Genomic DNA, 20173 nt, shown 5'->3' with positions numbered 1-20173 from the left:
CCCAGCCGGCTGCCGGCGTCGCTTAAGCCCTTGCTACGTTCAAACCGGACAGGCCCGGCTTCTTCCCCGGCTCCGACCGCGCGCGGTCGATCTGCTCGATCGCCCGTTTCACGGCCTCGGCCACACCGGGTTCCCCCTCCCCCATGATCGCAGGGTTGGACCGGAGTCGATCGAGGGGGATGCCCTCGAATTCTTCATGTCGCTTGAACTTGGTGAGCACCGAACGGCCGCTCATGACCATCATGCGACGCACGATGAGATCGGGCGTCACGACGACGAGCGCGATGGTGCCCTTGGCGAGCCGGCCGCGGAAATTGCCGGCTCCGACAAAGCCGTCCTTGAACTCTCCGGTGACGCCTTTGAAGACGTCCGCATAATGCCGCATCTGCAGCCAGACGCCGAGCGATTGCAGCGCCCAGACGACAAACAGCAGAAGCAGCGCCCACTGCCAGATCGCCATTTCGGTTTCCTCCCGATTCTCTTCCTCCGGCACATATTGGACGGAGGCGAGATGACCCGAAAGTGAGAACATTTGTTTCCTAGAATGTCAACATGTATTATATTAGCCGCCGTAACGCTCAACAGGCGGCTGACCGATTTCGGCAACGGCAGCGCCTGTGCTAGCCTGTCGCCAAACGGGATATGAGACATGGATCTGCCTTTCAGGCACGAACTGGCGCTTATGCCGGACCTTCGTCACCGGCTGCGGCAGCTGCGCTGGTTTCGCGCCACATTCCGCAGCAGCGCGAAGGTGGTGTCGGAAACCTTCGGCGTTCGTTTCGAGATCGACGAGGCCAAGCTGACGCGCGCCTTTCTCGACTGGATCGACGTCATGGAGGCGCAGAAGCGATTCGCAGCTGTCGACCGCGCGGACTTCATCGTGTTCGCCGCCGGGCTGGTTCTGCGCGAGCTGATCCGGCAGGCGCCAGCGCGAGAGGTCTCCGGTCTTACCGAAATGATCGAGACGGAAGCCAATGCCGGCACGGCGGAAATCGTGCGCTTCTGGCCGGAAGGTTTTCTCTATACCAACTACTGCGTGTCGGCGATTCTGGCTGTGCACGAGCAGGAGTTCGGCACGGCGCCCAGCATCGACAAATGCGCCGACGACCTGCGCACCTGGTGGTCCTACCGCGAGAACGCGACGGAAATGCCCGCCTATGCCGTCGCTTTCCTCGACCGCTTCCTCGGCGCCGAGCCCAACTGGATCACACCCGACCGTGCGCAGTCGCGCCAGGCCATGCAGCGCGCGCTTGGATCCACGCCGGCCAGCGAGGCGCTGCGCCAGCTTTGATGCGCAGGAGATGCATCCGCCTCACTATTGAACATCTGACTTTTTATCGATAGCGATGTGCGTATTGGCACAGAGGCCGGGAGAAGCGCGTGGCGCAACCTAGACTGATTTTCGATTGCGACGGCGTTCTCGTCGACAGCGAACCACTGGCCGCAAAGGCCTATGAGCGCGTCTACGAGAAGCATGGCATGCCCGGCGTCCATGGCGGCATCATCGCACAATGCATCGGCATGAAGCAGTCCGACATCATCGTCAAAATCAAGGAACTGACCGGCCATCAGTTCCCGCCCACCGCCGACGGCGACATCTGGGCCGAGACCAAGCTGCTCTTTTCGGAGGAGCTGAAGCCGACACCGGGGATCCTGCCGTTCCTGAGCGCGCTTGCCGGCGACCGCTGCGTCGCCTCGTCATCTTCGGTCGAACGCATCAACCACAGCCTGTCGGTGACCGGACTGTCGCGCTTCTTCGGCGAGGCGATCTTTTCCTCCTCGATGGTCAAGAACGGCAAGCCGGCGCCCGATATCTTCCTCTACGCCGCCGAGAAGATGGGCGCCAAGCCGGCCGACTGCGTCGTGATCGAGGATTCGCCATTTGGCGTCCAGGGCGCGGTCGCGGCCGGCATGATTGCGATCGGCTATACCGGCGGCGGACATACCTATCCCGAACACAGCGCGCGGCTGAGGGCCGCCGGTGCCGATTTCGTCTGCGGCGATTGGCACGGCGTTTCCGTGCAGTTGGCAGAGCTTGGAGTGCTGGCCTAATTAAGCGGGTACCTAGCCAATCCTCTTCGTGCCCATTCGCCGGGCGGAATCAATGCGCCCACACGAAAATTAAAGGACAGAACCCGCGTGGCATCAGGGTCGACCTCACATCGGAAGGTTAGATCGTACCACTGAGCCCTCGTGCTGAAGGCGGATTGCGCAGGATTGAGGACATTGCCTTTGTCCAGCGGAATAGTGGGCACCCATTTGATCGAATAGTCGGCGCTTTGCAATTCTTGGCTCAGAACGTTGCCGCAAAGGTTGGCTACACGCTGCCCCCTCGGCACGTTCTCCATCGAGCTTGTGGCCAGCGCGTTACCGGTCGCACCCGGCGAGTAAAGTTTTCTGACGCCCGGCAGGCCGGAATAGATCGGCGATCCCGGGACCTCGCTGTCGGCGGGGCTTGAGCTTCCCGGGTTCCCGCTTGGCGCTCTCAAAGCTCTTGCGGATTTGAACTTCATCGCCCTCGAAGGCTTAGGCTTTGCCTTTTCGGCCGGTGCAGACTTGTCGCCCCCCTCGGTCACCAACGGCTTTGGCGTTTCGGTTGCTTGCTTTTCGGCGGTTTGCGGAGCTGCTTCCTGCTTTTCCGGCTGCTGTTTATCAGCGTCGTCGGTCGCGTGCTTCTCCTCGTCTTGCGCGGGTTTTTCGTCCGGCGCGGCGGCTACCGGCTTCTCTTGAGCCTTGTTGGTGTCCGCCTGCTGTTCGGGTGCCGCAGGCGGAGTAGGCTGGCTTGGCGCGGGCTGCGATGCGACAGGCGGCTTCGCGGGTTCATCCTTGGCCGGCGACGGCGCGTTGGCCGGCGCGCTGCCGCCGTCGAGGGATTTCTGCGGGCCGGTATCCTTCTCGCCATATTGGAAAACGCGCTTCAGAACCGGGATGTCCTGCGGTTTCGGCGGCTGCGGCGGCGGAGGCTTTTGCACAGCCTGCTCAGGCGGCTTTTCAACCTTCTTTTCAGGCGTCGGCTGCGGCGGCTTTGGAGCGGGCTTCGGCTTGGGTTGATCGGGCGGCGGCACGATCGCGACGTTGACCGGCTGTTCCTGCTGGTCCGGCAGTTGGTCGGGCCTCGGCAAGCCAAAGAACAGGAACGCCGCGATCAGGGCATGCAGGAACAGCGATGCGGCCAAGGCCCATCGCCAATTCCGAAACCATTCCCGCATCTTGCCGTTCATTGCGCCCGATGTGGAACGAAATGACGGCGGCTTCAAGCACCGGGCCAGGATTCGCGCGAGCTGCCGGCCTGACAAGTCGGTGATCGCAGGGCCGCGCAGCGTAAGAGCAAGCCGGGATCAAAGCCCTGCAGGAATTGGCTTACACCAGCATGCCCATCGGGTTTTCGATCAAGCGCTTGAAGGCGCCGAGGAGTTCGGCGCCAAGCGCGCCGTCGACGGCGCGGTGATCGGTCGACAAGGTCACCGACATCACGGTGGCTATCTTGATCTCGCCGTTCTTGACCACCGCCCGCTCCTCGCCGGCGCCGACCGCTAGGATCGTCGCATGCGGCGGGTTGATGACGGCGGCGAAGTCCTTGACGCCGAACATGCCGAGATTGGACACCGCCGTCGTGCCGCCCTGATATTCTTCCGGCTTCAGCTTGCGGCTCCTGGCGCGGCTGGCAAGGTCCTTCATCTCGTTGGAGATGACCGACAGCGTCTTTTCGTCGGCATGCCGGATGATCGGCGTGATCAGCCCGCCGGGGATCGAGACGGCAACGCCGACATCGGCGTGCTTGTGCTTGACCATGGCGTTCTCGGTCCAGGAGGCGTTGGCATCCGGCACCGCCATCAGCGCCATGGCCATGGCCTTGATGACCATGTCGTTGACCGAGAGCTTGTAGGCCGGCGCCTCGCCCTTGTCGGTCTTCCTCATCGGGGCTGCGGCATTGAGCTGCGTGCGCAGCGCAAGCAGCGCGTCGAGCTCGCAGTCCAGCGTCAAATAGAAATGCGGGATGGTGGACTTCGCCTCGACCAGGCGACGCGCGATGGTCTTGCGCATGTTGTCGTGCGGCACGAGCTCGTAGGAGCCTTCGGCGAACAGCTTCAGCACCTGGTCGTCCGACATCGGCTTGGTTGCGGCCGGAGCGGACGGGATTTCGACCGGAATCTCGGCGGCTGGCTGACCAAGGGTGGCCGCGCCTTTCGCTGCGACTGCGGCTTCAACGTCGGCGCGCATGACACGGCCGCGCGGACCGCTGCCTTGTATTTCGGCTATCTTAAGACCGGCTTCGCGAGCCAAGCGGCGCGCCAGCGGCGTTGCGCGCTCGCCCTGCGATTGGCCGATCTCGCCCCTCGTGGGGGAGATGCCCGGCAGGGCAGAGGGGGGCGCGAAGGAACGAGACGTTGGCGGGACAGCGCCCCCCTCTGCCGGCTTCGCCGACATCTCCCCTATTAGGGGGGAGATTGGCGCCCTGTTCTGCGGCGTCATTCCTGATTCATAGACCTCGTCATCGGCGTAAATCCAGGCGACGGGCTCGCCGACCGGAATGTCGACGCGCTCCTTGCCGGTGACGTTGCGCAGCGTGCCACTGGCCGGCGCATCGATCTCCATCGCCGCCTTATCGGTCTCGATCTCGAAAAGCACGTCGCCTTTCTTGACGTGCGCGCCCTCCTCGGCGAACCAGCGCGAGATCTGTCCGGTCGCCATATCCATGTCGACCTTGGGAAGAATGACTTCGGTCGGCATCGCTCAGCGGACCCCTTTCACGAGGTCGCGCGCGGCGGCGATGATGTCGGGAACTTGCGGCACCGTGGCCTTTTCCAGATCCGGATTGTAGGGGATCGGCGTCTCGGCGCCGCCAAGGCGCATGATCGGCGCATCGAGATAGTCGAAGGCCTCGCTCTCGGCGACCAGCGCGCTCACCTCCGCGCCGATGCCGAGCGTCTTCACCGCTTCGTAGACGCAGAGCAATCTCGATGTCTTCTTCACGCTGTCGATCACGGTCTGCCTGTCGATTGGGCGGATCGTACGCAGATCGACCACCTCGATGTCGATGCCCTCGCCTTCAAGCAGAGCCGCGGCGTCGAGCGCCTTCTGCACCATGATCGATGTAGCGACGATGGTGAGATCGCGGCCTTCGCGGCGGATCTCGGCCTTGCCGATCGGAACGGTGTAATGGCCTTCCGGCACATGGCCCTTCATCTTGTAGAGCAGCTTGTGCTCGAAGATCATGACCGGGTCCGGATCGGCGACCGCGGCAAGCAGCATGCCCTTGGCGTCGTGCGGCGTCGCCGGCTGAATGACCTTGAGGCCGGGCACATGGCCGAGCCAGGCTTCTAAGCTCTGGCTGTGCTGCGCGGCGGCGCCCGTGCCCGAGCCCGCCGGGAAACGCATCACTACCGGCACCGAGACCTCGCCGCCGAGCATGAAGCGCATCTTGGCCGCCTGGTTGACGATCTGCTCCATGCCGAGCGTGGCGAAATCCGAGAACTGGAATTCGAAGATCGGCCGCATGCCGGTGACGGCCGCGCCCACCGCGACGCCGGCGCCGCCCAGTTCGGAGATCGGCGTGTCTATAACCCGCTCGGTGCCGTAGCGCTCGACGAGGTCGCCGGTCACCTGGAAGGCGCCGCCATAGACGCCGATATCCTCGCCCATCAGGAAGACACGTTCGTCCATGTCCATGGCGATCGCCATGGCTTCCTGGATCGCCTGGGCGTAGCTCAGTTCACGCAGCGTGGCGTCCATCACGCAGGCTCCGTGTAAACGTAGTTCTGAAGGGTGGCGATCTCGGGCGCCGGGCTCGCCTTGGCGAACTCGATGCCGTCGGCGATCTCCTTGGCGACCGCGTCGCGGATCGTCTGGATGCCCTGGTCGTCGATGAAGCCGAAATCGCGGAGTTCCGTCTCGAAGAGCGTGATCGGATCGCGGTTCGCCATCCAATCCTCGATCTCTTCCTTGGTGCGGTAACGGTTGCGGTCGCTCTTGGAATGGCCGCGATGGCGGTAGGTCTTGGATTCGATCAGCGTCGGCCCCTCGCCGGCCCGCGCCCGCTCCACGGCCTTGAAGGACGCCTCGGCGACCTCGGAGAAGATATTGCCGTTGACAATGACGCCGGGCATCGAATAGGCGGCCGCCCGCTCGGCGATGTTCTTGACCGCGGTCGAGCGCGCCGTCGAGGTCGACATGCCGTAGCCGTTGTTCTCGCACACGAAGATCACCGGCAGCTTCCAGACCGCCGCCATGTTCAGCGCCTCGTGGAAGGCGCCCTCATTGTTGGCGCCGTCGCCAAAGAAGGAGACCACGACCTTGCCGGTCTTCATCATCTTGGACGAGAGCGCGGCGCCCACCGCGATCGGGATGCCGCCGGCAACGATGCCGTTGGCGCCGAGATTGCCCTTGGCGACATCGGCGATATGCATGGAGCCGCCGCGGCCCTTGCAGTAGCCGGTGGTCTTGCCGAAGAACTCCGCGAACATGCGGCTGACCTCGGCACCCTTGGCGATGCAGTGGCCATGACCGCGATGCGTCGAGGTGATCTGATCATCCTCGGCGAGCGGCATGCAGATGCCCATGGCACTGGCTTCCTGGCCGATCGACAGGTGCATGGTGCCGTGGATGAGGCCGCGCGTATAGCACTCTTCCGCGCCCTCTTCGAAGCGGCGGATGAGGTACATCTTGTGAAGCACCTCCCTCAGCTGCTCCGGACTGTACTGGCGATAGACGAAAGGCAGGTTGGCCCGGCTATCCACGACGGCGGCTTTGCTGGCTCCAGCCATGATCACGCCTCCACGGCGCCGTAAACGAGCTTGTCCTGGCGGGCACGCAACTCGGCGATCTTCGAGCCCGGCGCGGGCGCCGCGTTGGCATAGGTGATGAGCTCGCCCTTCTTGATGGGTGCAGTCACGGAGCCGCCCTGCAGCAGGCCGCAGGGAACGGCGCGCGCCGCATGGGCTTCCGAAGCCGTCATGATCCAGGCGCGGTAGCAATATTCGCCGATGGCATCGAGCTTGTCGCCGGGCTTCAGATCCTTCTTGGCAACGGCGCAGACTTCGGCCACGGGCTTGGCCAGCGGAACCATGTCGGCCTTGCCATAAAGCACGACACGGGCGCAGGTAAGCGGCACTTCCAGCGAGGTGAGGTGATAGGGACGGTGGAAGGTGAAATACGGACCCTTGCCCATCTTCAGGTCTTCCATGCGCTCCGAGATGCGCGGATGCGACATGTCGGCGACGACGAAGACGCCGGGCGCCACACCCTTGCCGATTGAATAGTCGACGACGCCGACCTTCGACAGCACGCCGCCGTCCTTCTCGGGCACCAGCACTTTCGATAATTCGCCGAGCGTCGCCGCCGGACCGTGCATGCCGGGCTTGTCGGGAACCAGCCCGGTCGCATTGGCGATCGCCGCCATCTCGACCATGGTCTTCGAACCGTCGACGAATTCGACCAGCATGCGCACGTTCATGTGCCGACGCTTCGCCTCCTCCTCATAGTCCGGAGGCGTGGCGTCGATGTTGAGCGGATTGTTCTTGCCCTTGCCGGCAGCAACGATCGGGTGGCCCATGGCGGAGACGAACTCGATCAGCTCCATGCATGAAGACGGCTCGTCGCCGGCGCCCAGCGAGTAGGTGACGCCGAGGCGGTCGGCTTCGCTCTTGAGATAGGCGCCTATGGTGACGTCGGCCTCGACATTCATCATCACCAGATGCTTGCCATGCTCCATGGCGCGCAGGCCGATCTCGGCGCCGACGGCCGGAACGCCGGTCGCATCGATGACGACGTCGATGAGGTCGTTGCCGATGACGAGGCTGGAATCGTTGGTGACGGCGATCTTGCCGGCCTCCATGGCCGACGTCATGGCCGATCCGCTCGAAACCTCGCGCGCATGGCCGGTCTCCTGGAAGGCGATATCGACGGCCTTGCTGGCCGCCGGCAGGTTGAGTTCGGAAATGGCGCCGATTTCGATGCCGGACATGTGGGCGACGCGGGTGACGATGTCGGTGCCCATTTCGCCCGAGCCGATCAGCCCGATGCGAATGGGCTTGCCGGACTTGGCGCGCTCCTCGAGGTCACGGGCAAGGCCCGTCAACGAAATATTGGAAGCCATGCCGCTTATTCCTCCCACATCGCATGCTGTTTGATCGCTTGACGGGTATTGAACATCTGTATTTCTGTCAAGACTAATGTCCAAATCTTTGACCGTCCTCGACGCGTTTCGAGTCGGTTGACGCGCGACGGCGAAAGGCGCGGATGCCTATACCAAGCCAAATGGAAGCGAGCGGGCCGCGCCGAATGTCGGTCAAAGCCGCGCTACGGCCCGCGACGAACCATGACGGGATATCTAGGCGGCAATTGCTACTGGCAAACGTCGACCCATACGGCGCCGACCAGATCGGCCATGCGCTGCGGTGTGATGCGCACCGCGGCATTGGTGGCGCCGGCTGCGGGAACGACTTCGTCGAAGGCCTTGAGCGACAGATCGCAATAGACGGGTAGCGGCGACGGCAGGCCGAACGGGCAGACGCCGCCAGGCGGATGGCTGGTGATTGCCAGCACCTCCTCGCCGCCCAGCATGCGCGGCTTGCCGCCCATGCTGTCCTTGAATTTGCGGTTGTCGAGCCTGGCGATGCCGCTGGTCACGACCAGCATGGCCTCGTCGCCCACGCGCAGGCAGATCGTCTTGGCGATCTGCGCCGGCATGACGCCATGGGCTTCGGCGGCAAGCGCGACCGTGGCCGAACTTGCCTCGGTGACGATGACTTCGACATCGGGCGCATGCTCGGCAAAAAAGGCGCGAACCGATTCCAAACTCATGGCGACCCCTCGTCAGACCTGTCGAACACCGGCTGGCGAATCGCATGGCGGCGCGGTCATTGACAAGAGCCACGGCCGTGCGTTGCGCATCCTTGTCTTGACGCATGCCGTTTCCCCAAAACCGCAGCGCATAGTTGGGCGACATGCATCAAAAAGCCCGCCAGGCATGCCTTGGCGGGCTTTCACATGGACGCTTGCTTGCGTCCTATTGCTGCGTGGGCCGGTTCTCGGCGGCCGGCACTCTGATCAATTCCTCTTCCGGCACCTGCAGGGCGGAAGCGATGCGCCGAAGCTTGGCGGGGTCGGCATCCTTGCCGTCCTCGATGTCGACGATCTCGCCCACGGCGAGGCCGCAGGTCAAAGAGAGTTCCTCGATCGTGTATCCCCTGGTTTCGCGCGCGGCTTTGAACGGGTTGAGGCCGGACGCGGCAATAATGTCGTTGGAAACAGCGTTTCGTACGGTGTTGGGCATGGCAACTCCTTGAGATGAAACAGGGTCGGATGAAATGTGGTGTTGCCTGAGACGGGCGGGAGAATGCTCGTTAACAAATGATTTGCCAAGAGCACCCATGCGGCGTCACGCGTTCGTGAAGCTGCGTTTCGGCTGATGCCTCGGGCTGCGTACATGTAAGGTCGCGCAGCGCTCAATCAAGTTCTTTTGAAGGTCCGCGGCCGGATCCGCCGGCATTTTCGACGTCTCGATTCGTTAGCTTGCCGTCACCGGCGGCAGACAGACCGACGCCGGGCGTTTCTCGGAAGGATCGGATGCCATGAATTTGAAATCGTTCGCAATTGTGCTCGGCACAGTCTCAAGCGTCATCGGCGCGACGCAGGCGTCGGCCGCGGATGCCATACGTGTTCGAGGCACTGTCGTCAGCGTTGCCGGATCGACGCTGACGGTGAAGGATCGCGATGGCAAAACCAATGCGATCACGCTCGCCAACGGATGGAAGATTTCGGGCGTTGCCAAGGCGTCGGCAGCCGATATCAAGCAGGGCGACTTTCTCGGCGTCGCCTCGATTTCCAAGGCCGACGGCGGCAGCGGCGCGCTGGAAGTCGTGATCTTTCCGGCTGCTCTGAAGGGTACCGGAGAAGGCGATCGCGACTGGGATCTGCAGCCCAACAGCCGCATGACCAACGGCACCGTCGCCGATGTCACCGAGATCGAAGGTCGCACCGTCACGCTCACCTATGACAACGGCCAGAAGAAGCAGATCGCTATCCCGCAGACGACACCGATCGTGACATTCGCCACCGCCACGCCGGCAGATCTCACGCCGGGCATCGCAGTGTTCGTCAATGCCGAGCATGGCGGCGACGGCAAGCTGGTCGCGAACCGGGTCGTTGTCGGGAATCACGGCATCGTGCCGCCGATGTGAGGAGGCAGCGAGCAGCTCGAACAGCTTTGGCCGCTTGAACACTCGGCCTATCTGAGGCGGCGGCATCGCGGAGTGAGCCGCCTCCATGTCGGGTGCCGCGCGCCGGATGCGTGGCGCGCGCTGAGGAGAGCCGCGCACGGCTTTCCCAATCCGCCGATATCGCCGGTCAAATGAAAAAAACGCGCGGCATATGAACCTTTCCATTGGCCGCAGCACTAAGCGGTCATGGGCGCCGCAAGGTGCTCCTCACCCCAACGGGACGCCGGGACGGCGATCCCAAAACCAATGGAAGGAAATGCTCAAATGACCAACTTCAAGCGTATCACCCTGGCCGCGGCTCTTGTCGTCTCGGCTTTCGGCTCGGTCTCGGCTCCGGCTTTTGCGGGCACGCATCCGACCGGCGACGGCGGCGCGGTCTGTAAGGGCCATGGTTCTTGCCTGGTGCTGCAGCTGGATTGCAAAGGCACCTATACCGATGCCACCGACAAGAACGGCACTGTCTACGGCAAGTGCAGCCAGGTCATGAAGGTCGACCCGAAGACGCGGCTCAAGCTTGCGAACTGATCACCTGTAGCGGCACGGAAATGGTGGCCGTCGAGAACGGCCGCCATTTCTGTTTATATCCCCTCGATCGATCAGCGCCGGCCGATCAAAAGGCCGGCAAGCAGTCCGACCACGACCAGCCCGACGGCAGCGGCCGTCGCCGGATGATCGCGCGCCGTGCGCTCGATCGCCCTGCCCCTGCGCCTTATTGCCGGCAGCGCCTCGTGGAGGCGATCGGCAAGTTGCGAATAATAGTCGGACGCCGCCTCGCGGCCATCCTCGTAGTAGGCGTCGCCGCGCCTGGCCAGAACCTTCTTCAGGTCGTGCAGTTGTCGCGAAAGTGCCGCGACCTGCTTGTCGATATCAACGTCGGAGAGGGTCGAAAACGGTGCCATGCTTGTTGTCCTTCTCTTCGAGAAGGCCTAACGCACGGGCGAAGAGCCCGTTCCGGCCGACCGACCGACCGAGCACCGTCAAGTCGAATATGACCGTTCAACGAACCTGGTCGAGCAGGCGCTTGCATTCCAGCAAGTCGAACAGCGCCTCCTGCAGCAAGGCGCGATTGTCACGCGACAATCTCGACGAGTCGGGTTGAACCGGACCTTCGTCGTCGCTCTTGCCGAGGCCGAAGAAACGGCGGCTGGGCTTCACTTTCGGCTGGCCGACCAGCGCGTCCTCGTCGCCGCGCGGCTGCGCGGCCGCCGTCAGCGGCACCTGCTCGGCCTGGCGGCGCTGGGCGATGGCCTCCACCGCGGCCATGTCGCCATTGCCGATGGCGACCAGGAAATGGTTGCCGTTCTCGCGCAACAGCTTCTGCACGCCTTTGATCGTATAGCCCTGATCGTAGAGCATATGCCGGATGCCCTTGATGAGCTCGACGTCCTGCGGCCGGTAGTAGCGCCGGCCGCCGCCACGCTTCATCGGCTTGATCTGGGTGAAGCGGGTCTCCCAAAAACGCAGCACGTGCTGCGGCAGGTCAAGATCTTCCGCGACTTCGCTGATGGTGCGGAAAGCATCGGGGCTTTTGTCCATGGGCCAATCCTCCACACTGGACCACGATCCTGGCATGGTGCCGAATCGCGCCTTATTTCAGCGATTTATGAAACGATATTCAAGCCCAGCTTCAAAACCGCCGGCGGTTTTCAACCGCATTCGCCAGCAAACTACTTGCCGCCCTTGCCCTTGCTGTTCTGATGCGAACGCAGGATCCGGTTCTTGAGCACGTTCGAGGACTTGAACGTCATCACCCGGCGCGGCAAGATCGGCACTTCCTCGCCCGTCTTGGGATTGCGGCCGATGCGCTCGTTCTTGGAGCGGACATGGAAGGTGGCGAAGGACGACAGCTTGACCGTCTCACCGCGAACGATGGCTTCGCAGATTTCGTCCAGCACAGCCTCGACGAGTTCCGCCGATTCCGTTCGCGACAAACCAACCTTCCGGTAAACGGCTTCAGCAAGGTCGGCACGCGTAAGTGTCTTTCCCCCCATGCGACCGTCCCATCTGCTCGCAAAAACGTAAATCGATACAGGCAAAGGCTGAGCCTAAGTAATTGATCCGGCAAGGTCAAGGACCGAACCGGCGAGTTCGGCACTTACCAGCGGAGCAACACCGCGCCCCAGGTGAAGCCTCCACCCATCGCCTCGAGAAGAACCAGGTCGCCCTTCTTGATGCGACCGTCGGCGACGGCCACCGACAAAGCGAGCGGCACCGAGGCAGCCGAGGTGTTACCGTGTAAATCGACGGTGACCACCACTTTCTGCTCTGCAATCCCGAGCTTCTTGGCGGAAGCGTCAATAATCCGTTTATTGGCCTGATGCGGCACGAACCAGTCGAGGTCCTCGGCCGTTATGCCGGCCTCGCTGAAGGTCGCTTCGATGACGTCGGTGATCATGCCGACGGCATGCTTGAACACTTCACGGCCTTCCATCCTCAGATGGCCGACCGTTCCCGTGGTCGAAGGACCCCCGTCGACGAAGAGCTTGTCCTTGTGCACGCCGTCGGAGCGCAGGCTCGCGGCCAACACGCCGCGATCGGTTATCGCGCCGGCTCCGTCTTCCGCTTCGAGAACCAGCGCGCCGGCGCCGTCGCCGAACAGCACACAGGTCGAGCGGTCGCTCCAGTCGAGGATGCGCGAGAATGTCTCCGAGCCGATCACCAGGACGCGTTTGGCCAGGCCGCCGCGGATATAGAGATCGGCAGTGGCAACGGCGTAAACGAAGCCAGAGCACACGGCCTGCATGTCGAAGGCAAAGCCGTGATGCATGCCGAGCCGGTTCTGGATTTCGACAGCCGTCGCCGGGAACGTGTTGTTGGGCGTCGAGGTCGCCAGGATGATGAGATCGATATCGGCCGGCGTCATGCCGGCGCTGTCGAGCGCGGCCCGCGCCGCATCCTCTCCAAGTGAGGCAGTCGTCTCGTCGTCGGCGGCGACGTGGCGCTGGCGAATGCCGGTGCGCTGGACGATCCACTCGTCGGAGGTCTCGACCATGCCTTCGAAGTCGGCATTCTTCATGATGCGGCGGGGCAACGCGGCACCGTTGCCGCGCACGACTGATCTGATCAAGGCTCTTTCCTATCCCTCGGCGTCGGCGACGCCGGACTTCCTGTTTGCCTGCGCGGTCGGGTTGCGCGCATGGAACAGATCGAGGTCGGCCTCGATCCGGTCAAGCAGATTGTTGCGTACCATATCGTAGCCGAGCTCGATGGCGGCCGCGAATCCGTCCGAATCGGCGCCGCCATGGCTCTTCACGACGATGCCGTTCAACCCCAGGAAGACGCCACCATTGGAGCGACCGACATCCATCTTCTCGCGCAGCCTGTCGAAGGCGCCCTTGGCGAAGACGTAGCCGATCTTGGCCATGAGCGTGCGGCTCATGGCGGCGCGCAGATAGCCGGCGATCTGCCTTGCAGTGCCCTCGGCGGTCTTGAGCGCGATGTTGCCGGCGAAGCCCTCGGTGACCACCACGTCGACCGTGCCCTTGCCGATATCGTCGCCCTCGACGAAGCCGCGATAATTCATCGAGGCCATGTTGGCCTCGCGCAACATGCGGCCGGCTTCCTTGACCTCTTCCTGGCCCTTGATCTCCTCGACGCCGACATTGAGCAGGCCGACGCTCGGCCGCTCGACGCCAAACACCGAGCGCGCCATGCCGGTACCCAGAATGGCGAAATCGATAAGCTGGTGCGCATCCGCGCCGATGGTGGCGCCGACATCGAGCACCACGCTTTCGCCGCGCGTCGTCGGCCAGAGCGCCGCGATCGCCGGACGGTCGATGGTGGCCATCGTGCGCAGGCAGAATTTCGACATCGCCATCAGCGCGCCGGTGTTGCCGGCCGAGACGCAGGCCTGCGCGCCGCCGTTCTTGACCGCTTCGACGGCCTTCCACATCGACGACTTCCAGCGGCCGTGGCGAAGCGCCTGGCTCGGCTTGTCATCCATGCGCACGGCGATCTCGCAATGGACGAACTCGCATATCTCGGCGAGTTTCGGGAACTTGGCGAGCTCTGGGCGCACCACGTCCTCGCGGCCATAGACGACGAAGCGGATGTCAGGGCGGCGGATGGCGACGGTCATCAGCGCCGGGATGACCACGCTTGGTCCGTGATCGCCGCCCATGGCATCGATGGAAATCCTGATCACGTAGTGCTTTTCTCACGGTTTGCCTGGCTTGCGGCGGACGCCTGCCGAGGTAAGGGGCCTCGCGAAGGTTCGGCGAAAATAACGGTTTTGTGCCTGCGCACAACCAACTTTTCCAAAATCCGGACCACCTCAGGATTTTCCAAGTAGCGAACGCAGCTTTTTCTGGAATTCGCTTTCCTCGGTCTGATCGTCGCCGGCGACGTCGAGCGAGGCTCCCGACTTGCGAGGATAAGGGTCGATGGCCAGACCGAAAAACTGTTCGGCCAGCCCGCCGACGTCGATGGTGTCGCCGGAAAATGTCTCCGGACTGTCCGGCCCGTCGGCGTCAAGGACGATCTCGCCGCCGCCTTCGAAACCTTCGCGCCCAAGCTTCGACTGCTCGGGCAGAAACAGCGCCTCGACGGGCTCGTCGATATGCGCGGCGACCGGATCCAGGGTGACGATGCAGGCTTGCGTGATGTCGGCCGCGACGCGACCGGTGACCTTGACGCCATTGCGCTTCCAGGGGACCACAAGCAGTTCGGCGCGATAGCTCTCGACCGAAAGCAGATCATAGTCGGCGGCAAGCGCCTCGCGCTGGCGCTCATCGGCCTCGACAAGGACAGGCAAGCCCTTTTGCGGCAAGCGCGCGACATTGGCGACGAAGGATACCGGGCTGCGCAGTTCGGCGTCTTTCATGCCGGCCTCCTTCACGCTGCCCCCGCCGCCGGGAACGCGGCGGTGCCGGCGGCGATCGATTCGGTCGGCTGGGCGGCAAGCTTGTGCGAGGCCTCGCAGACATAGTCCGCCAGCAGCGGCGCCTGCGGCCAGGGGCCGGAGTCCGGCCTGACGTTGCGGGCGAGCGCCGCCGCAAGCGCCACCCGATCGTCTTCCTTGAGCGCCTCGTCATAGGCAGCCGTACGGCCGTAAAACATCTTTGCCAGCTTCTTCATGCGTTTGGGCACGCCGACATCGCCAATGCCAAGTTCGCGCAGCGAATGCTCGACATCGAGGAAGAACTCGTCGATCAGCACTTGCGCGACCTCGGCGGCCACGCCTTGCCCGCCATGCAGCCGGTGCTGGACGAGATACATATGCAGCGACAGCATCTCGAAGCGGCCGAGCGGCGTATCCGGCACATTCCAGTCGGAATAAAACACCGTTTGCCGCGCCGCCGCCACGATTTGTGCGTAGAGCGCGTCGGTGATAGCGCGGTTGGCATTGCGTTCGCGGCCAAAAAGGCGCTGGAACATTGAGGGCGGTCTCCCGGGGACCTGTTGTTTGATTTGGCCTTGTTGCATCGGCATGCAAGCTGGTTTACCGGTTTTGCGGCCCAGCGCAAGTTGCGGGGATGTGATGGAGATTTGTTGTTGGGTGCGCTGAAATTCAAGTCGTTCTTTGCGCCCGCCCCAGTGGGCGCGGCTTCGCTGCTGGTAATGGTGTCAGCGCTTTCCGCCTGCAATTCGTCCAAGATGTTCGGAGATCTCCATCCGAGCGAGACGCTGACGAAAGGCTACGTCATCGACCAGCAGGCGATCGATTCGGTGCCGGTCGGATCGAGCCGCGAGCAGGTGCTTCTGGCGCTGGGCACGCCGTCGACGACGGCGACCTTCGACAACGAGGCCTTCTACTACATCTCGCAAACGCGCAAGCGCTACGTCGCCTTCGACAACCCGCGCATCATCGACCAGCACGTGCTGGCGGTCTATTTCGGCGCTGACGGCCGCGTCACCCAGATCGCCAATTACGGCCTCAAGGACGGCAAGGTCTTCGACTTCATCTCGCGGACGACGCCGACCGGCGGCAAGGACCAGAACTTCCTGAGCCAGGTCATCAGTGGCGCCAGCAAGCTGGCGCCCGGCATTCCCGGCGGCGGTAGCGGCGGTACGCCCTGAGTTCGCTCGCCCGGCAACCTGACTGAACGAAAGACTTCGATCGACGGTCTTTCGTCGCCTGCCGGCGACCGTCCGACTGCGCTTGCCTATGCCCGTATAGCCACGTATGACGCTTTGGCGATTTCCGGGGGGCTGGATATGAGCAACAACGATCGTACCGTACCGCAGGGCTGGATGGCCACCGGCACGCCTGACCAACAGACGGTGACGCCGGACTGGCTCGCCGTCGATGCGCCGCCGATCGAGGGCGTCACATTCAAGGAAATCAGACCCGTCGCGACTTCCAACGGCTACCTGACCGAGATCTTTCGCGAGGAATGGGCTCTCGATCAATCGCCGGTCGGGCAAGTGTTCCAGCGCACCATGTATCCGGGCGCAGTGACGGGCTGGCACGCACATGCGGCGACTCTCGACCGCCTGTTCTGCTGCGCCGGCAGCGTGCGGATATCGCTTTTCGACGGGCGCAAGGCTTCGCCCAGTTTCGGCACGGTCTGGCACAAGATCGTCGGCGCCTCGCGACCGGCAATCGTCACCATTCCGCCCGGCGTCTGGCACGGTGTCGTCGCCCTCGGACCGGAGACAGCGTTGCTGCTCAACCTTGTCGACAAGGCTTACGCCTATGACGCGCCCGACCATTGGCGCCTGCCGCCCGATACGGAACAAATCCCCTACAAGCTGGTGTAGTGTGGAACAGGCCGGTCAAGGCGCGCCAATCGGACCGATCGAACCGCTGGTCTCGATCGTGATGGCGACGCACAATCGTCCGGCGGTGCTGCATCAAGCCCTGAAGAGCCTCATTGGTCAGACCCTGCAGGACTGGGAGGCCATAGTCATCGGCGATGCGTGCCGCCCTGACACCGCGGCCACCGTCGCTGCATTCGAAGACGCCCGCATCTGCTATATCGACCTTCCCGTGAACTTCGGCGAGCAGTCGGGTCCGAACAATATCGGCTTTGCCCGGGCCCGCGGCCGCTTCGTCGCCATCTTGAACCATGACGACCTGTGGTTTCCCGACCATCTGGCGTCCATGTGCGGCTGGATCGACGCCACCGGTGCCGATGTGGTGATCGCCCGAGGTGCAGTCATCGAGTCGTCCGCGAGCAAAGGCTCCAGGCATATGATCCTCGGAATGGGCCGGGACGGCTTCTATGACCCAGTTACCACTGTCGGATTCGGCTCCGCGCAAATGATCCGGCGCGCATCGCTGCCAGGGCTTGGGCCATGGCGCCCAGCCAGCCAGTGCGTTTGCGAGAGTTCCCAGGACTGGCTGTTCCGTGCCTGGCGCAAGGGTGCGGTGATTGCGACAATGCCCCATCTGACCGTGCTCATGCTGCATTCGGGCAAGCGCGAAGGCAGCTACGCGCGAGATACGGCGCGGGAACAGGAAGAACTGATGGACGCGATGGATGCGCCAGACGCGTTGCGGGTCAGGATTCTCGGCAACGCCGAGGAGCCTGCCCCCCTCAAGCGCTCCCGCTATCTCAAACGCAGGCTTCTGGCCATGTTTGGCATACATCCGCGGGCGCGGTCCTTCCGTCGCCAATATCGCCGCGGCGCGTTCATTGCCATGTTGCGCCGGACACGCGGCTTGCCGCCGATGCCCGAACGAGAACCAGACGCCAACGCGTTGCTGGCCCGCTATCGCCGTGGCGGCGAAAGGCCGGAAGCCGGTTGAGTGCCCCGGAATGCGTGATTTCATCCCGAAACACAAAGCCCGCGGGATCGCTCCCGCGGGCTTTGTCGTGGAATAGCCGCAATCAGCCGTGCGCGAGCACGGCGAGCAGAAGCAGCGCGACGATGTTGGTGATCTTGATCGCCGGGTTGACGGCCGGGCCGGCGGTGTCCTTGTAGGGATCGCCGACGGTGTCGCCGGTGACCGAGGCCTTGTGCGCTTCCGAACCCTTCAGGTGCTTGACGCCGTCCTTGTCGGTGAATCCGTCCTCGAACGACTTCTTGGCGTTGTCCCAGGCGCCGCCGCCGGAGGTCATCGAGATGGCAACGAAGAGACCGTTGACGATGACGCCGAGCAGCGAGGCGCCGAGCGCCGCAAAGGCCGAGGCCTTCGAGCCCGAGATCAGCAGCACGCCGAAATAGACGACGAGCGGCGCGAGCACCGGCAGCAGCGACGGGATGATCATTTCCCGGATCGCCGCCCTGGTCAGGATGTCGACGGCACGCGCGTAGTTCGGCTTGGAGGTGCCGGCCATGATGCCCTTGTCCTCGCGGAACTGCTTGCGCACTTCCTCGACGATCGAGCCGGCGGCGCGACCGACCGCGGTCATCGCGATACCGCCGAACAGATAGGGAATCAGGCCGCCGAAGATGAGACCGGCGACGACATACGGGTTGGAGAGATCGAAGGAGATCTCGCCCATGCCCTGGAAGTAGGGGTACTTATCGCCATTGGCGGCAAAGAACCTGAGATCATTCGAGTAGGCGGCGAACAGCACCAGCGCGCCGAGGCCGGCCGAGCCGATGGCGTAGCCCTTGGTCACCGCCTTGGTGGTGTTGCCGACCGCGTCGAGCGCGTCGGTCGAGTGGCGCACTTCCTTGGGCAGGCCGGCCATTTCGGCAATGCCGCCGGCATTGTCGGTGACCGGGCCGAAAGCGTCGAGCGCCACAATCATGCCGGCCAGCCCGAGCATGGTGGTGACCGCGATCGCTGTGCCGAAAAGGCCGCCGAGCTGATAGGTGGCGATGATGCCGCCGACGATGACGATGGCCGGCAGCGCCGTCGATTCCAGCGAGACCGCGAGGCCCTGGATGACGTTGGTGCCGTGGCCGGTCACCGACGCCTGAGCGATCGAGTTCACCGGACGCTTGTTGGTGCCGGTGTAGTATTCCGTGATCACGACAATCAAGCCGGTCACAGCCAAGCCGATCAGGCCGCAGATGAACAGGTTCTTGCCGGTGATGACGATGCCGGCGACCGTGCCGACCTCGCCCCAGCCGAGCGTGGCCGATGTAGCGGCGGCGAGGCCGACGATCGACAGCAGGCCGGTGACGATCAGGCCCTTATAGAGCGCGCCCATGATCGAGCCGTTGGAACCCAGCTTGACGAAGAAGGTGCCGACGATCGAGGTCAGGATGCAGGCGCCGCAGATGGCCAGCGGATAGAGCATCGCGGCCCCCAGCATCGCGGTACCGCCGAAGAAGATGGCGGCGAGCACCATGGTGGCGACGACGGTCACCGCATAGGTCTCGAACAGATCGGCGGCCATGCCGGCGCAGTCGCCGACATTGTCGCCGACATTGTCGGCGATGGTGGCCGGGTTGCGCGGATCGTCTTCGGGGATACCGGCCTCGACCTTGCCTACGAGATCGCCGCCGACGTCGGCGCCCTTGGTGAAGATGCCGCCGCCGAGACGGGCGAAGATCGAGATCAGCGAGGCGCCGAAGCCGAGGGCGACGAGTGAGTCGATGACGACGCGGTCGTTCGGCTGCAGGCCCATCGGGCCGGTCAGGATGAAGTAGTAGATCGAGACGCCAAGCAGCGCCAGGCCCGCGACCAGCATGCCGGTGATGGCGCCCGACTTGAAGGCGATGTCGAGGCCGGCGGCAAGGCTGTTCGAAGCGGCTTGCGCGGTTCGCACATTGGCGCGCACCGAGACATGCATGCCGATGAAACCAGCGGCGCCCGAGAGCACCGCGCCGATCAGGAAGCCGATGGCGGCGGTGATCGAAAGCAGCCACCAGGCAAGCAGGAGAACGACGATGCCGACGATCGCGATGGTCGTGTACTGGCGCGCCAGGTAAGCCTGGGCGCCTTCGCGGATGGCGGCGGAGATTTCCTGCATGCGCTGATTGCCCTGATCGGACGCAAGGACCGAACGTGTCGCCCAGATGGCGTACAGAACTGACAACAGGCCGCAGGCGATGACGGCGGTAATGATGGTCATTGCCGGATTTTCCTCGATTGATGGCCCAAAAGAACC

General features: G+C 63.6%; 23 protein-coding genes. 7 read left to right on the top strand and 16 right to left on the bottom strand.

Annotated elements, in window-relative coordinates:
- Positions 1-22: 22 nt before the first annotated feature.
- Entirely contained in the window at positions 23-460 is a 438-nt protein-coding gene (locus tag LB515_RS16610; protein WP_095767894.1) for a transcriptional regulator GutM, read from the bottom strand.
- 189 nt (positions 461-649) lie between these two features.
- Between LB515_RS16610 and LB515_RS16605 the strand changes: the two genes are divergently transcribed.
- Entirely contained in the window at positions 650-1291 is a 642-nt protein-coding gene (locus LB515_RS16605) for a hypothetical protein (RefSeq protein WP_095767658.1), read from the top strand.
- 89 nt (positions 1292-1380) lie between these two features.
- Positions 1381-2052 (top strand): HAD family hydrolase, encoded by a 672-nt coding sequence (locus tag LB515_RS16600; RefSeq protein WP_224708354.1) that lies wholly within the window; start codon positions 1381-1383, stop codon positions 2050-2052.
- Here LB515_RS16600 and LB515_RS16595 read toward each other — a convergent pair.
- The 7 genes from LB515_RS16595 to LB515_RS16565 form a co-directional block, all read right to left on the bottom strand.
- A complete protein-coding gene (locus tag LB515_RS16595; protein WP_224708353.1) occupies positions 2049-3221 on the bottom strand; it encodes a DUF930 domain-containing protein in 1173 nt (390 codons plus the stop codon). The genes LB515_RS16600 and LB515_RS16595 overlap by 4 nt on opposite strands.
- Before the next feature lie 139 nt (positions 3222-3360).
- On the bottom strand, positions 3361-4731 hold the full coding sequence (locus LB515_RS16590; RefSeq protein ID WP_224708352.1) for a pyruvate dehydrogenase complex dihydrolipoamide acetyltransferase: 1371 nt from the start codon (positions 4729-4731) through the stop codon (positions 3361-3363).
- Positions 4732-4734: 3 nt separating this feature from the next.
- A complete protein-coding gene (locus LB515_RS16585; protein ID WP_224708351.1) occupies positions 4735-5733 on the bottom strand; it encodes an alpha-ketoacid dehydrogenase subunit beta in 999 nt (332 codons plus the stop codon).
- Positions 5733-6764: a thiamine pyrophosphate-dependent dehydrogenase E1 component subunit alpha gene (locus LB515_RS16580; protein ID WP_224708350.1), complete on the bottom strand. Its 1032-nt coding sequence runs from the start codon at positions 6762-6764 to the stop codon at positions 5733-5735. Before LB515_RS16580 ends, LB515_RS16585 begins: the two co-directional genes overlap by 1 nt.
- A 2-nt stretch (positions 6765-6766) precedes the next feature.
- Complete coding sequence (locus LB515_RS16575; RefSeq protein WP_224708349.1) at positions 6767-8095, bottom strand: NAD(P)H-dependent oxidoreductase; 1329 nt, start codon at positions 8093-8095, stop codon at positions 6767-6769.
- A 248-nt stretch (positions 8096-8343) separates the two neighbouring features.
- Complete coding sequence (locus LB515_RS16570; protein ID WP_224708348.1) at positions 8344-8802, bottom strand: YbaK/EbsC family protein; 459 nt, start codon at positions 8800-8802, stop codon at positions 8344-8346.
- Positions 8803-9007: 205 nt separating this feature from the next.
- Positions 9008-9274, bottom strand: coding sequence for a helix-turn-helix domain-containing protein (locus tag LB515_RS16565; protein WP_095767666.1), 267 nt, complete (start codon positions 9272-9274; stop codon positions 9008-9010).
- Between the two features lie 298 nt (positions 9275-9572).
- Between LB515_RS16565 and LB515_RS16560 the strand changes: the two genes are divergently transcribed.
- On the top strand, positions 9573-10181 hold the full coding sequence (locus LB515_RS16560) for a hypothetical protein (protein WP_224708347.1): 609 nt from the start codon (positions 9573-9575) through the stop codon (positions 10179-10181).
- A 303-nt stretch (positions 10182-10484) separates the two neighbouring features.
- Complete coding sequence (locus tag LB515_RS16555) at positions 10485-10745, top strand: hypothetical protein (protein WP_095767668.1); 261 nt, start codon at positions 10485-10487, stop codon at positions 10743-10745.
- Positions 10746-10816: 71 nt separating this feature from the next.
- On the opposite strand, the gene LB515_RS16550 is transcribed toward LB515_RS16555, so the two are convergent.
- The 7 genes from LB515_RS16550 to LB515_RS16520 all read right to left on the bottom strand — a co-directional run bounded on the left by LB515_RS16550 (position 10817) and on the right by LB515_RS16520 (position 15596).
- Entirely contained in the window at positions 10817-11119 is a 303-nt protein-coding gene (locus LB515_RS16550) for a YqjD family protein (protein ID WP_224708346.1), read from the bottom strand.
- Between the two features lie 97 nt (positions 11120-11216).
- Complete coding sequence (locus LB515_RS16545) at positions 11217-11756, bottom strand: MerR family transcriptional regulator (RefSeq protein WP_140842716.1); 540 nt, start codon at positions 11754-11756, stop codon at positions 11217-11219.
- A 131-nt stretch (positions 11757-11887) separates the two neighbouring features.
- On the bottom strand, positions 11888-12211 hold the full coding sequence (locus LB515_RS16540; protein ID WP_040983242.1) for an integration host factor subunit alpha: 324 nt from the start codon (positions 12209-12211) through the stop codon (positions 11888-11890).
- 104 nt (positions 12212-12315) lie between these two features.
- Positions 12316-13287, bottom strand: a complete 972-nt coding sequence (locus tag LB515_RS16535) for a beta-ketoacyl-ACP synthase III (RefSeq protein WP_095767671.1) — start codon at positions 13285-13287, stop codon at positions 12316-12318.
- 9 nt (positions 13288-13296) lie between these two features.
- Positions 13297-14364 (bottom strand): phosphate acyltransferase PlsX, encoded by a 1068-nt coding sequence (plsX, locus tag LB515_RS16530; RefSeq protein ID WP_224634204.1) that lies wholly within the window; start codon positions 14362-14364, stop codon positions 13297-13299.
- Positions 14365-14493: 129 nt separating this feature from the next.
- Positions 14494-15042, bottom strand: a complete 549-nt coding sequence (locus LB515_RS16525; protein ID WP_224608409.1) for a YceD family protein — start codon at positions 15040-15042, stop codon at positions 14494-14496.
- An 11-nt stretch (positions 15043-15053) separates the two neighbouring features.
- Entirely contained in the window at positions 15054-15596 is a 543-nt protein-coding gene (locus LB515_RS16520; RefSeq protein ID WP_140541296.1) for a ubiquinol-cytochrome C chaperone family protein, read from the bottom strand.
- A 117-nt stretch (positions 15597-15713) separates the two neighbouring features.
- On the opposite strand from LB515_RS16520, the gene LB515_RS16515 reads away from it, so the two are divergent.
- The 3 genes from LB515_RS16515 to LB515_RS16505 all read left to right on the top strand — a co-directional run bounded on the left by LB515_RS16515 (position 15714) and on the right by LB515_RS16505 (position 17913).
- Positions 15714-16238 carry an outer membrane protein assembly factor BamE gene (locus LB515_RS16515; RefSeq protein WP_095767674.1) on the top strand — a complete coding sequence of 175 codons (525 nt, stop codon included), beginning with the start codon at positions 15714-15716 and terminating at the stop codon, positions 16236-16238.
- Positions 16239-16376: 138 nt separating this feature from the next.
- Complete coding sequence (locus LB515_RS16510) at positions 16377-16922, top strand: dTDP-4-dehydrorhamnose 3,5-epimerase family protein (protein ID WP_181174799.1); 546 nt, start codon at positions 16377-16379, stop codon at positions 16920-16922.
- A gap of 1 nt (position 16923) precedes the next feature.
- Positions 16924-17913: a glycosyltransferase family 2 protein gene (locus LB515_RS16505; protein ID WP_224708345.1), complete on the top strand. Its 990-nt coding sequence runs from the start codon at positions 16924-16926 to the stop codon at positions 17911-17913.
- A gap of 82 nt (positions 17914-17995) precedes the next feature.
- Here the strand turns inward: LB515_RS16505 and LB515_RS16500 are convergent, their stop codons facing one another.
- Positions 17996-20137, bottom strand: coding sequence for a sodium-translocating pyrophosphatase (locus tag LB515_RS16500; protein WP_224530671.1), 2142 nt, complete (start codon positions 20135-20137; stop codon positions 17996-17998).
- Between the last annotated feature and the right edge of the window lie 36 nt (positions 20138-20173).

The sequence above is a fragment of the Mesorhizobium sp. CA15 genome (assembly GCF_020165215.1).
Lineage (GTDB): Bacteria > Pseudomonadota > Alphaproteobacteria > Rhizobiales > Rhizobiaceae > Mesorhizobium.
The sequence above is the reverse complement of the archived record's forward strand: the minus strand, read 5'-3'. Positions and strand labels throughout refer to the sequence as shown.